This window comes from Peribacillus deserti (genome assembly GCF_002863585.1).
In the GTDB taxonomy this organism is placed as follows: Bacteria; Bacillota; Bacilli; order Bacillales; family DSM-1321; genus Paraperibacillus; species Paraperibacillus deserti_A.
In genome coordinates, this window is record NZ_PGUY01000031.1 from 50,284 (window position 1) to 63,650 (window position 13,367).

The 13,367-nt window shown below is 43.0% G+C and carries 13 protein-coding genes and 2 other annotated features; of the genes, 10 read left to right on the plus strand and 3 right to left on the minus strand.

From position 1 onward, the window contains the following. The first annotated feature begins 1 nt into the window (after position 1). The 9 genes from CUU66_RS10365 to CUU66_RS10410 all read left to right on the plus strand — a co-directional run bounded on the left by CUU66_RS10365 (position 2) and on the right by CUU66_RS10410 (position 9,163). Positions 2-1,273 carry an MFS transporter gene (locus CUU66_RS10365; protein WP_101641777.1) on the plus strand — a complete coding sequence of 424 codons (1,272 nt, stop codon included), beginning with the start codon at positions 2-4 and terminating at the stop codon, positions 1,271-1,273. 103 nt (positions 1,274-1,376) lie between these two features. Beyond that, positions 1,377-1,629, plus strand: a binding site (T-box leader). A gap of 43 nt (positions 1,630-1,672) precedes the next feature. Further along, positions 1,673-1,953, plus strand: a binding site (T-box leader). Between the two features lie 73 nt (positions 1,954-2,026). Next, the gene (locus CUU66_RS10375; protein WP_101641780.1) at positions 2,027-3,403 is read left to right on the plus strand and encodes an anthranilate synthase component I family protein; all 1,377 of its coding nucleotides are present in this window, start codon (positions 2,027-2,029) and stop codon (positions 3,401-3,403) included. Beyond that, the gene (locus CUU66_RS10380; RefSeq protein ID WP_101641782.1) at positions 3,400-4,002 is read left to right on the plus strand and encodes an anthranilate synthase component II; all 603 of its coding nucleotides are present in this window, start codon (positions 3,400-3,402) and stop codon (positions 4,000-4,002) included. Before CUU66_RS10375 ends, CUU66_RS10380 begins: the two co-directional genes overlap by 4 nt. Continuing rightward, positions 3,983-5,014: an anthranilate phosphoribosyltransferase gene (trpD, locus tag CUU66_RS10385; RefSeq protein WP_101641784.1), complete on the plus strand. Its 1,032-nt coding sequence runs from the start codon at positions 3,983-3,985 to the stop codon at positions 5,012-5,014. Before CUU66_RS10380 ends, trpD begins: the two co-directional genes overlap by 20 nt. After that, entirely contained in the window at positions 5,011-5,793 is a 783-nt protein-coding gene (gene trpC / locus CUU66_RS10390; protein WP_101641786.1) for an indole-3-glycerol phosphate synthase TrpC, read from the plus strand. The genes trpD and trpC overlap by 4 nt, the downstream gene beginning before the upstream one ends. Further along, the gene (locus tag CUU66_RS10395; RefSeq protein WP_101641790.1) at positions 5,790-6,404 is read left to right on the plus strand and encodes a phosphoribosylanthranilate isomerase; all 615 of its coding nucleotides are present in this window, start codon (positions 5,790-5,792) and stop codon (positions 6,402-6,404) included. Before trpC ends, CUU66_RS10395 begins: the two co-directional genes overlap by 4 nt. A gap of 2 nt (positions 6,405-6,406) precedes the next feature. After that, entirely contained in the window at positions 6,407-7,612 is a 1,206-nt protein-coding gene (trpB, locus tag CUU66_RS10400) for a tryptophan synthase subunit beta (protein ID WP_101641904.1), read from the plus strand. Next, complete coding sequence (gene trpA, locus CUU66_RS10405) at positions 7,605-8,396, plus strand: tryptophan synthase subunit alpha (protein WP_101641792.1); 792 nt, start codon at positions 7,605-7,607, stop codon at positions 8,394-8,396. Before trpB ends, trpA begins: the two co-directional genes overlap by 8 nt. A gap of 344 nt (positions 8,397-8,740) precedes the next feature. Further along, positions 8,741-9,163, plus strand: coding sequence for a VOC family protein (locus CUU66_RS10410; protein WP_101641793.1), 423 nt, complete (start codon positions 8,741-8,743; stop codon positions 9,161-9,163). 322 nt (positions 9,164-9,485) lie between these two features. On the opposite strand, the gene CUU66_RS10415 is transcribed toward CUU66_RS10410, so the two are convergent. Then, entirely contained in the window at positions 9,486-9,977 is a 492-nt protein-coding gene (locus CUU66_RS10415) for a C40 family peptidase (RefSeq protein WP_257967952.1), read from the minus strand. Between the two features lie 300 nt (positions 9,978-10,277). On the opposite strand from CUU66_RS10415, the gene CUU66_RS10420 reads away from it, so the two are divergent. After that, positions 10,278-11,996, plus strand: a complete 1,719-nt coding sequence (locus CUU66_RS10420; RefSeq protein WP_101641795.1) for an ABC transporter ATP-binding protein — start codon at positions 10,278-10,280, stop codon at positions 11,994-11,996. A 227-nt stretch (positions 11,997-12,223) separates the two neighbouring features. On the opposite strand, the gene CUU66_RS10425 is transcribed toward CUU66_RS10420, so the two are convergent. Further along, positions 12,224-12,910 (minus strand): LrgB family protein, encoded by a 687-nt coding sequence (locus CUU66_RS10425; RefSeq protein WP_374702988.1) that lies wholly within the window; start codon positions 12,908-12,910, stop codon positions 12,224-12,226. After that, positions 12,907-13,299: a CidA/LrgA family protein gene (locus CUU66_RS10430; protein ID WP_101641797.1), complete on the minus strand. Its 393-nt coding sequence runs from the start codon at positions 13,297-13,299 to the stop codon at positions 12,907-12,909. Before CUU66_RS10430 ends, CUU66_RS10425 begins: the two co-directional genes overlap by 4 nt. Positions 13,300-13,367 lie beyond the last annotated feature (68 nt).

The window sequence follows — 13,367 nt, forward strand, 5'->3', positions numbered from 1 at the left end:
TATGAAAAATATCGAAGCAGGACCAAAAAAAGTAAAGAACATTTATTGGATCATCGGTGGAATTACCTTTCTTACCCTCCTGGCTGCAGCTGGGGTAAGGTCGGCTCCGGGTGTATTGATTGTTCCGTTCGAAGAGGAGTTTGGCTGGAATAGGGCTGAAGCGACTTTTCCTTTATCTGTTAATCTTGCATTGTATGGGCTTTGCGGTCCTTTTGCCGCGGCCTTGATGAATCGGTTTGGCATTAGAAAAGTAATGCTGACTGCATTGTCTATGCTTGTGGCTGGTACAGGCCTGTCACCCTTGATGACAGAAACTTGGCAATACACCGTTCTTTGGGGAATAACCGTGGGAATTGGCTCAGGGTTAACTTCCTCGGTACTGGGAGCGGTGGTGGCTAATAAATGGTTTAAAGAAAAAAAGGGACTGGTCATAGGTCTGTTTACGGCAAGCGGGGCGGCTGGCCAGTTGGTTTTTCTGCCTCTGTTTGCTAACCTGGTCACTTCTTTCAGCTGGATTTTGGTAACCATGGTTAATGCAGGCTCTGCTCTTATCATACTGCTCCTTGCTGCGCTCTTTATGAAAAATGATCCCAAGGATGCCGGTGTGCTTCCGTTTGGAGCGGTTGAAGAGGAAGTAGAGAGCAAAACTGAAAATCCATTTAAAGCCGTTCTGGAAGGGCTGCGGACCGGATTCCACTCTAAGGATTTTTGGCTTCTTGCCGGAAGCTTTTTTGTATGCGGCCTGTCTACAAACGGGCTGATTGGAACGCATTTAATACCAGCCTGCATGGAAATGGGTATCCCAGAAGTTACAGCCGCAGGCATGCTTGCGTTCATGGGAATATTTGATATTCTCGGAACGACGATTTCCGGCTGGCTTTCCGATCGCTGGGACAGCCGGAAGCTGCTCCTATGGTATTATGGACTACGCGGCCTCTCCCTGCTATTTTTGCCATATGCTTTGGAATCTTCAGGCGTAGCTTTAGGCATCTTCGTGGTGTTTTATGGTTTGGACTGGGTGGCAACTGTACCCCCAACAGTAAAGCTCTGCAATGATGCCTTTGGGAAAAACAGCAATGTCGTATACGGATGGGTGTTTGCTGCACATCAACTGGGAGCAGCAGCCGCGGCATTTGGTGGTGGACTTTTATTTACGATGTTCGGTACCTACACCGTCATATTTATGTCTGCCGGCGTTTTATGCGGTGCTGCCGCTGGATTTGTAACTCTCATTCAAAAGACGAATAAAACTGCTCTGAAAAACATAGCTTAATAACAAGAGTGAACTTCCTTTTACTGAAATTTTGAAGTTGTTGAAATAAAATGGTTGACATGTTTGATGGAAAGGTTTATAGTCATAATCATATTAATTGAATCGAATGGCGTTGACGAAGAGTAGTACCTTAGGCAGAATGAATTCAGAGAGCCGGTGGCTGGTGAAAACCGGATAATTTCCCTAAGCGAATGGACTTCTGAGCTTTAAACCGAACCCTTATTATTAGGCAGTAGGCTTTAACGTCTGCCCTGCGTTACAAGCGGCAGGTATTCAAGCAAAAAGCTTTGATACCGTTAAGAGGATTGCATCATGCAATCAATCAAAGGTGGTACCGCGGGTTTCCCGTCCTTATTTACAGGACAGGAAGCCCTTTTTTGCATTTACAAAACTTCATAGCATACTTCAATGAGAAAGAAGAGTAGCTAAAATAGACTGTCTAAAGAGAGTCGGTGGCAGGCTGATCATGGAAACATGTTCCGGCCGTGGTGAGAACCGATGCAGTCATTTAAGTGAATGGCCTTTCGAGAGGTCCCTTGAACTAACAGTAGAGGGACACGGCTTCCCCCGTTATAGGGATAGGATATCGGACAGAGCCAGCTTTGTCCTGTATCTGAAGAGATGGGAAATTTTTTTTCGTTTCCTAACGGGGGTGGCACCGCGGCATATTCGTCCTCCATAAGCTTCTTAGCTTATGGAGGATTTTTTTTATACTGAAAAAGAAAATCCATAAAACTGAAAGAGGGATCACCAATGTCTGTGAAAAGTATGAACATGCTGAAAATATATAAAAAAGAAATAAAAAAGGCGATTGATCCAGTTTTAGCTTATGAAGGGCTGGAAGGAACAAATAAAGTATTACTGGAATTCCCCGATCATCGCGGCGGAAGACAGACCATTATTGGGTTAAACCCATATATTCAGGTGAGATCCAGCCAAAACGAAATTGAAGTGATAAAGCAGGGGAACTTAACTCGTACTTATGGGAATCCTCTTGAAACGTTAAAAGACTTGACTGCCAAGTATGAATCCGTTCAGTCAGAGATCGCTAAGGGAATTGGGTACTTTGGCTATGATTTCATCCGCAATGTAGAAAATATCGGTCCAGCAAAGATAAATGATGTAAATACTTATGATATGAATTTTTTGTTTCACTCCCATTATGTATTGATTCAGGAAGATGGTCCGGCGCAATATTTCCTGGTGGACTATGAAGGAACTCTCGGGAAAGAGATGGCAGAGAATATTTTAACGAAGCAGATTGCCCGACTTGAGACATTTTTGCAGATGGAGAATACAGAAGATTTTAAAGTTTCTGGATTCATTTCTGATACAGGTAAAGAACATTTCGAAAATGCTGTCCGTAGGTTAAAAAATCACATTTTAGAGGGAGATATCTTTCAAGCGGTATTATCGCACAGGTTCCAAAGCAGCTTTACAGGTGATCCTTTCCAATTTTTTAAGAGACTTCGTACTTATAACAAATCCATGTATCGATACTATATGGACTTTGGAACCTATCAGATTGCAGGGAGTTCGCCGGAACGCTTAATCACCGTCCAAGAAAATAAGATCCTCTCCAATCCAATCGCCGGAACGCGGCGGAGAGGAGAAAGCCCGGCTCGGGACTTTGAGTTGGAGAAAGAACTGCTGAATGATGAAAAGGAAAGGGCAGAACATTATATGCTTGTGGATTTAGCAAGGAATGACCTTGGAAAAGTCAGCAAACCTTCGACGGTAAAAGTAACGAAATTGATGGAAATAGAGAAATATGTAAATGTCATGCATTTGGTTTCAGATGTCGAAGGAGTACTGGATGAACAGGTACATTTTTTAGATACCGTTGCCTCTAGTCTGCCGGCGGGTACGGTTTCTGGTGCACCTAAGATAAAGGCTATGCAGCTCCTTAACGGGATTGAGAAAACACGCAGAGGAATTTACGGGGGAGGCATCGGTTATTTTACACACAGTGGGAACCTTGATCTGGCACTCACAATCAGGACGATGGTTTTTACAGACAATAAAGCCTATTTGCAGGCAGGTGCAGGAATTGTACATGATTCTGTTCCTGAAAATGAATGGAACGAAACAGTATTCAAAGCCCAAGGATTAATGGAGGCGCTCAAATGATCTTACTAATTGATAATTACGATTCATTTACTTACAACTTATATCAAATGTTGAGGGAACTGGAAATAGAAACCCTCGTCAAGAGAAATGATGAAATAACCATTGAAGAAATAAGAGAGATGGACCCACAGGGGATCATTCTTTCTCCCGGTCCCGGTGCACCGGATTCCGCCGGTATCTGTCTGGAAGTGGTGAAAGAGTTTTTTACCAGCATCCCCATTTTGGGCATCTGCCTTGGCCACCAGGTGATTGGGGCAGCATTCGGAGCGGAGATCAAGAAGGCAAAGACTGTCAAACACGGAAAAACATCAAGCATTACCCACAACGGAACAGGGATTTTCAAAAACATGAATAACTCGATGACAGTTATGCGATATCATTCATTGCTCATTGATTTAGAAAGTATTCCTGATTGTTTAGAGCAAGCGGCCGTAGCGGTGGAAGACGGCGCTCTGATGGCGGTACAGCACAAGGAATACCCTGTAATCGGCTTACAATTTCATCCGGAATCGATCGCGACTCAATCTGGAATTGAATTGATCAAACGCTTTGCGCAAATTTTAAATCGGAGGGATTTACATGAAAAAGTACCTAGCTAAGCTGGTGGCAGGAGAGGAAATAGGCTTTGAAGAAATGCAGGAGGCGGCGGAAGTGCTTCTTGATCCGAATACAAATGAAAGTGAAATTGGTGCGTTCCTTATGGGATTAAACATCAAGGGAGCAACACCTGGTGAGATGGCTGCCCTTTCCCAAAGTATCCGTAACGCATCCACACATAAATTTGATATCGGGGAGGGAAGTATGGATATTTGCGGTACAGGCGGGGATGGTTCTAACAGTTTTAATATCAGTACGACTACGTCCTTTGTCCTTGCTGCCGGCGGCGTAAAAATGGTGAAGCACGGAAACAGGGGGATTACAAGTAAATCAGGATCAATGGATGTGCTCGAGAGACTCGGGATCCCCCTTTTACAGAGTGCAAAGGATACGAAACGGATGGTAGAACAGACCAATATCGCTTTCTTATTTGCCCAGCATGTACATCCACAATTAAAGAAAATTGTTAAGGTGCGGAAAGAACTTGGGATACCAACCGTCTTTAACAGCCTGGGCCCATTAACAAATCCAGTTTCCTTAACCTACCAGGTAACGGGGGTATACAGTGCCGGCCTATTAGATCCATATGCAAGCGTATTTCAAAAATTAGGACGGAAAAAAGCGATCGTAGTTCATGGTGCCGGTGGAATGGATGAAGCTTCGCTGCAGGGAGAAAACCAGCTGCGGATTGTCGAAAATGGTCAAGTTAGAACAGAGACTATTCATCCTGTGCAAGTCGGTCTCAAAGAGGCCAGCAACCTGGAAATCAGAGGGGGAGCTCCTGAGCGGAATGCTGACATATTATTATCTGTACTTGAAGGAGATGAAGGTCCTTTTACTGATACAGTTTTATTAAATGCAGGAATCGGGCTGTATGCAGCCGAGAAGGCATCCACTCTTGAAGAGGGAGTAAACCTCGCCCGCGAATTAATTTACTCTGGTACAGCTTACAGCCATTTCAAAAAGATACTGGAAGCATCAAAGGCAATCAGCATGGAGGAGGTAACAATATGAAAGATTATCTAGAACCCATATTAGAAGAAAAACGTAAAAAGCTTGCACAGCAAGGGTTTAATCATTCAACTGAACGGAAGCTCCCTGCTGCTTCATCTACACTAAAACAGGCTTTAGAACAAGGCTTCAGCATTATTGCTGAATTTAAAAGGGCTTCTCCATCTAAAGGGGCAATCAATCCTGATGCGGACCCGGAAAAGGTATCAAGACTTTATGAAGAGGCAGGGGCCGATGCAGTTTCGGTGCTGACTGAAGAAACCTTTTTTAAGGGAAGCCTGCAGGATTTGGAGGCGGTGAGAAAACAAATAAAGCTTCCGATCCTTTGTAAGGATTTCATCCTAGATAAAAGACAGATAGAAGAGGCTCGTCTCTCTGGAGCAAATATCATTCTGCTGATTGTGCGAGCGCTGACTGATTCTGAGTTAAAAGAATTATATGACTATGCAGAGCATCAGGGATTGGAAGTGCTGGTCGAGGTACATGATGAAGAAGAACTGCAGAGGGCATTGGGGATTAAAGCTGCCGTGATTGGAATTAACAACCGTAATCTCACAACCTTTGAAATTGATTTATCTGTGACAGAACAGCTGGCAAAATCGGCAAAAGACAGCGGTGCTTTTGTAATAAGCGAAAGCGGAATTACGTCTTTGGATGACTGTGAAAGGGTGTTAAGAGCAGGGGCGGATGGTATTCTCGTAGGAGAAGCATTTATGAGGCAGACTAACCCTAATGAATTAATCACTCAAATGAAGAAGCTGCGAAAGAGAAAAAGTCTATGAAAGTTAAAATATGCGGAATTATGGACAAAGAAACCGCTCATGCTGCCGTAAATTTTGGAGCGGATGCCTTAGGATTTGTATTTGCCGAAAGTAAAAGAAAGATAGATAAAGAGAGTGCTAAACAAATCATAGACAGCCTGCCGGAAGAGGTTCAAAAAGTAGGCGTTTTTGTGAATGAATCGAAGGAACATATCGAACAAATCGCCGATTACACAGGACTTACGATGATCCAGCTTCATGGTGAAGAAGAGGAGCATTTCATTCAGGCACTTTCCCTCCCGGTAATAAAAGGAATTCCTTTTCAGAATGGGATAAGCACTATCCTTCAAAAATCGAAAGCAGACAGCGTCCTGCTTGATGCCCCAAAAGGAAAATACCGGGGCGGTAACGGCCAGCGATTTGAGTGGCAGGAGGCCAGAGATCTTGGATTAGAAGTGAAAAACCTGATTTTAGCTGGCGGGCTGACTCCTGAAAATGTTGAGGAGGCCATCGGGGTCATCAGGCCTTCCATGGTAGATGTAAGCAGCGGCGTGGAAACGGAAGGAAAAAAAGATCACCAAAAAATAAAAAAATTCATTGAAAATGCAAAGACAGGAGTGGTGTCAGAATGAAGATGACAGCTTATAAAATGCCAGACCAGCATGGAAAATACGGGGCGTTTGGCGGAAAATTTGTTCCAGAAACATTAATGAATGCCATTACGGAATTAGAAGATGCGTACAATACGATTGCTTCGACAGACGAGTTTCAGGAGGAATTCACCTCCCTCCTCAAAAACTATGTCGGCCGTGAAACGCCTTTGTATTTTGCTAAAAGATTAAGCGAGAAAACTGGAGGCGCAAAAATCTATTTAAAAAGGGAAGATCTGAACCATACGGGTGCCCATAAAATAAATAATACGCTGGGCCAGGCGCTGCTGGCAAAAAGAATGGGCAAGAACAAAGTGGTAGCAGAAACAGGGGCAGGCCAGCATGGTGTAGCAACAGCCACAGTATGTGCCCTGCTTGATATGGAAGCGGTCATCTTCATGGGTGAAGAAGATATTCAGCGTCAGAAGCTTAATGTGTATAGAATGGAATTGCTCGGGGCTAAAGTAGTTTCCGTAACACAAGGAAGTCGTACACTGAAGGATGCAGTGAATGAAGCCCTCCGTTACTGGGTTACTAATATTGATGATACACATTACATCATGGGCTCCGTGCTTGGACCGCATCCGTTTCCGCAGATTGTCCGTGATTTCCAGAGTGTAATTGGAAAAGAAACAAAAGAGCAATTCTACACAGTAGAAAATAAGCTCCCCGATTATGTGGTGGCATGCATCGGGGGAGGAAGCAATGCCATGGGAATGTTCTATCCATTCATTGAAGACCAAGGTGTTTCCCTTATTGGAGTCGAGGCTGCAGGAAAGGGGATTCAGACAGGGTTCCATGCTGCTTCCTTAACCAAAGGGAAAAAAGGCATCCTTCACGGTGCTTATATGTACCTGCTTCAAAGTGAGGATGGGCAGATCCAAGAGGCACACTCCATTTCTGCGGGACTTGATTATCCTGGAGTAGGACCCGAGCATTCGTATCTAATGGAAGAAGGACGTGTCGAATACACCTCCGTTACTGATGAAGAGGCTTTGTCAGCGTTCCATTTGCTTACCAGAACTGAAGGTATCATACCAGCGCTTGAAAGCTCACATGCGATAGCACATGCTGTAAAAATTGCTGCAGAACTGCCGGCTGATAAAAGCATAGTCATCTGTTTATCGGGACGCGGTGACAAGGACGTAGATACCATTAGAAAAGCTGAAGGGAGAGCGGAACATGAATAAATTAACCGAAAGATTTCATAGATTAAAAGAAAATGGCGAGAAAGCGTTCGTTGCCTATATAATGGGTGGAGACGGCGGCATGGAACGACTTAAGGAGGATATCTTCTCTCTGCAGGCTAGCGGAGCAGATGTTATTGAGGTTGGGGTACCTTTTTCAGATCCGGTTGCTGACGGCCCCGTCATTCAGGATGCTGGACTCCGGGCCCTTGAAGCAGGTACTACCCTTTCTACCATTCTAGAAACGCTGCGGGTTATTAAAGCACAGGTCAGGGTGCCGCTTATTTTAATGACCTATATCAATCCAGTCTTGCAGTATGGTGTAGATAAATTTGCTTTGGACAGTGAAAATGCCGGGGTGTCCGGCTGTATCTTCCCAGACCTTCCTCTCGAGGAAGAAGGCCTTGTTACAGGTGCGCTTTCAAAGACTGATATTTCGGTGATCCGATTAGCTTCGTTAACAAGCCCGGAAGAAAGGCTCAAGAGATTAGCAGAAGACAGTGAAGGTTTTATTTATGCAGTAACCGTTAAGGGAGTCACAGGGGAAAGGGCGGAACTAAATGCCGCTGAACTAGAGGCGAAAATCAGTAAACTAAAAACGTATACGAATACCCCGGTCTTGGCTGGGTTTGGAATTTCCACTCCATCACTTGCCAAGAAAGTCCTTCCTTTTTGCGACGGAGTGATCGTTGGCAGTAAAATCGTGAATGCCTTCCATCAGGGTAAAAGAGAAGAAGTTGACGAACTGATCAAAGGAATTAAAGGTCTTGCTTTAACAGTTAAATAAGAGAGAAGAAACACCTGGATCGTGGATCTGGGTGTTTTTCGCGATATATACATGTAAACGCATTGTGCCTATCTGAGCTTTTTCCATTTGGAGCAGCGGGACAGGTGAGACCCCACAGGCGAAGCCGAGGAGGCTCGGGCCCCGCCCCTAAGGTCCGCGAGCATCCTCACGTTCCAATCAACCCCCTAGTTCAATTAACAACAAAGTTTGCGAAAACAGCCTTTTATTTATACAGCCTTCTCAGAAAACTCTCTTATTCAAAATAAAATAACCCTCCTAGAAGGAAAGTACGTTTTTTTATCGAATATTTCAATCTAGAATGCTGAGAGAGGAGCCTGAGTTGGATGAATACTGAGTTATTACGGGTAGGGACAACGTATATTCCTGTAAGAAACATTGAAAAATCATCGGAATGGTACACGGCTGCATTAGGGGCAGAATTAAGCTATAAAGACGAGGATAAGGCCATTATCAATCTAGCAAACCAAAGCTTTTTCCTAGTGAAAGCCGCTCCGAATCAACAGTTGAATTTTATAGATGATAAGGGCAGGGAACATTTTGCCCTGACGTTTGAAGTAAATGGCATACAGCAGTTAAGAACCCTTCATGCCGAATTGCTGGAAAAAGGAATCAATATTGGTGAAATAGAAAACAGGGGCCACACGGGCAGGAATTTTGTATTCAGCGATCCAGATGGAAATAAGTTTGATGTGTGGAGTGAGCTAAGCCGGGATTTTATAGAAAAATACGGAATTCGTTCTTCTTGACATGGAATAAAACAGGCTGGAGCATTATCCAGTCTTTTTTCTATTTCTCTGTATTCCTTGAACTTGCAGGATAGGATGGATTACTTTCTTTCACATAATTAACATTGACCTTTAATTTCCAGCGCAAACCATCGTAATGATGAGTGAAGAATGTAAAATAAATGGCCGAGAAATAACAAGAATGACCCAAGCGGCAGGTCGGTTTACCATTTGGAGATGCTGCATGAGATATATTCTCCAAAGCCTTTTAAAACCAGATGAAGTAAAAAACCGCCGATCCTTATGAAAAGGAGTCTGCGGTAAGATCAAGTTAAATCTTTTTTTAGTATTTCGGAAGTACTCGTTTTGCGCCTGCATATTTATCTTTCCAATACTTCGAACTCATATTTTGAACAGACACGCCTTTTGAAACGGTCACAGCAAGGAACTGTCCTTTAGAAAGATAAATCCCTACAAAGCTTACATCTTTTCCATTTGTTTTAAAGAATACGAGGTCGCCTTCTTGAAGATCCTTCTGTTTGACCGCTTTACCTACCTTAAACTGATTTTTTGAAGAAGCTGGGAGGTTTATTTTGGCAGCTGACTTTTTGAACACATATTGAGTGTAGCCGGATGCATCAAAACCTTTTGGCGTTTTGCCTCCCCATTTATAAGGAGATTTGATATATAGATTTCCAACAGCTGTTACTTCCTGGCCCCAGGAAACACTGGCCTGTGCCTTCGGTGTAAAAGCACCGAACATGATAGCGATTGCCATAGAGGCAATCAGTAAACTTGCTAATAAAATCTTTGGTAAACGAATACTTGCTGTCACAAAAATGACCCCCTGTTTATTATTTTTGTTTTACAATGAATTAGTCGGAGGAGACTTACATTTAGTTTCGTTTTTTTATGAAGTTTCACTCGACAAATAGCGAGCGTATTCTATTTATTGACCCTGCAAAATCTGCAAAAGATAGAGGCCGTGTCAGCTGAAAGGTTATTCTGCAGTGATAAAGAGCATAGATAAAGGCGTAAAAATAGCATTTGGAGCCCCAATTATAGAAAAGCAGCATAAAACCAAAGAAAACCATGATATGATTTAGAAAGTTCATAAACAAAGGAGTAACAGAAAATGATTCAGCGATTTTTTACATATTATAAGCCGCATAAGAAGTTATTTATGATTGATTTTGCCAGCGCTGTAGTTGTTGCTCTGCTAGAGCTTGCTTTTCCGCTTGCTGTTCAATGGTTCATCGATAATTTGCTGCCGGGTGAGGATTGGTCTGCCATTGTATCAGTGAGTCTTGGACTCCTGGCGCTTTACGTGATCAGTACGTTCCTTCAGTTTATTGTGAATTACTGGGGCCATATGCTCGGGATCAATATCGAAACAGATATGAGGCAGCAGCTGTTTCAGCATGTTCAGAAGCAGTCCTTTACGTTCTTTGATAATACCAAAACAGGACATATAATGAGCAGGGTGACCAATGACTTGTTCGATATAGGTGAGCTTGCCCATCATGGTCCAGAGGACTTATTTATAGCTGTTATGACATTCTTCGGTGCCTTCTGGATTATGCTGACCATCAACGTCAAGCTGGCTCTCGTTGCAATTTGTATACTGCCTCTCCTTGTGCTTTTAATGGTGTTCAGTAACCTCAAAATGAATAAAGCATGGAATAAAATGTACGGGGAAATAGCTGACGTAAACGCCAGGGTAGAGGATAGTGTATCGGGGGCACGTGTTGTCCAATCCTTTACAAACGAAAAATATGAAATTAAAAGATTTAGAGTAAACAACCAAAGATTCAGAACTGCTAAACTTGCTGGCTATAAAGTCATGTCCTTCAGCTCATCCGGAATATATATGATGACCAGGCTGATAACTCTTGCCGTTCTTGTTGTAGGAGCATGGCTCAGCTACCATAATCAGCTCTCTTACGGGGAACTGGTAGGATTCGTCCTCTATGTAAATGTTCTGTTTAAGCCTGTGGACAAAATCAGTGCGTTGATGGAGCTGTATCCTAAAGGAATGGCTGGATTTAAGAGGTTTACAGAAATCATTGACCAGGATCCGGACGTGCAGGATGCGGAAGATGCAATCGAAGCCGGTTCATTAACTGGGGATATCACTTTTGAGGATGTATCATTCAGTTATGACGGGAAAAATCCAGTACTGCAGGACATAGATTTAGAAATTAGAGCCGGTGATACCGTCGCATTTGTCGGCCCGAGCGGAGCTGGGAAAACCACGATCTGTTCACTCATTCCACGCTTCTATGATGTAACTGCCGGGAAGATAAAAATGGATGGCATTGATATCCGCGAGCTCACCAAGCAGTCGCTGCGCTCGCAGATAGGGATTGTCCAGCAGGATGTTTTTCTTTTTACGGGTACACTTAGGGAAAATATAGCTTATGGGAGGCTTGGTGCATCCGAGAAAGACATCGAGGAAGCAGCGAAGCTTGCTCACTTAGAAAAATTTATTGAGTCTCTGCCTGACGGATATGAAACGCAAATAGGCGAGAGAGGCCTTAAATTATCCGGAGGCCAAAAACAAAGGATCGCAATTGCACGGATGTTTCTGAAAAACCCGCCGATACTTATACTCGACGAAGCGACATCGGCTCTCGATACAGAAACCGAAATGATCATTCAAAATGCATTGACTGAGCTTGCTAAAAACCGTACCACATTGGTAATTGCTCACAGATTGGCAACCATCCGAAACGCGGACAGGATCGTCGTTGTTACAGAAGAAGGGATTGCAGAACAAGGAAGCCATGAAGAACTGCTTCAGCAGGAAGGCGTGTTTGCTAACCTTCATCGAGTTCAATTTCAAAACAATTAAATGTGTAATGGCCCTTTGCTTAGCAGGGGGCTTTTATAGATATTGATAAGTGTTGGGGAAAAATGTAATAGTGAATTCAAGAATTTAACTGAAATCGAGGATATTAGAGCAGGATCCAAGAGATTAAGAGACAGGATTTAATTTATTTTAATTTCCAGGAAGAGACATTAAATTAGCGCAACAAAAGAAAGAATCCGGTTTTTACCACCGGATCCAGGCATTTCTCATTAAAATAGTAGATGCAATAGTAACGGACATAAGATGGAAGTGAAAATGGAACTTAAAGTCATGGCAATTGAACTGATGGCACTCTCCAGCTCGCCATATTCCGCGGCTTTTGAAGTTCCAATCCCATGGGAGGCTGTCCCAAGGCCGATTCCAACAGCGATTGAATGAGTGATGTTAAGTTTTTTTAGGATAACCGGTCCAAATATGGCACCTGATATACCTGCAACCATGACATAGACCGCAGCCAGTGCAGGAATGCCTCCGGTCAAGGAACTTATACTCATGGCTACAGGAGAAGTAACAGACTTAGGGGCAAGTGATAGTATGATTCTTTCATCCAGACCGCACCATAAGGCCAGGAAAATCCCGGAGACCAGGCCGGCCGCAGTACCGGCAAATACGCTCGTCAGTATAGACACGAAAGAGTCTTTCAATGTTTTCCGGTGCTGATATAGCGGATAAGCAAATGCTACTACAGCTGGTCCTAAGAGACTGCCTATCCAGTTTCCGCCTATCATGTAAAATTTGTAAGAGTGGTGTGACAAAAATAAAATGATGATAATCACCGCTGTTGATGTAGCAATAGGAACAAGAATAGGTGATGGAAACTTTTTGTAAATTATCTGCATGACGAAATATATGAGTGTCGTAAAGCAGATGATAAGGAGAGCTGTGATGATATTCAAATGCTCATCTCCTTTTCAGCTTCAGATACAACTTTTTTAAGTTTATTCCGGTTAAGCCTCTGGCTCATCGCTGAAGATAAAATGATTACGATCATTGTACTGATGAAAACGATCCCTAAGCTGGAAGGATATTTTCGGAAAAGGGAGAGGTAATCCATAGCTCCTACAGTAGCCGGAATAAAAAGAAGAGGCATGATTTTGATCAGAAAATGGCTTCCTGTTTCAATCCATCGCGGCCGAAACCACTTTACATGCAACAAAGAAAATAATATAAGCATTCCAATTATGCTTCCTGGAATACTTATGTGCAGTAAGCCTTGTATAAACTCTCCTAATAAAAAGAAACCATATAAAATTGCCGTCTGGCAAATGATAAAAAATATTTTCATTAAAAGACATCCCATATTATATTTTAATTCTCATGTTAAATCTGTAAGCGTTTGTATGTCAACCGTAC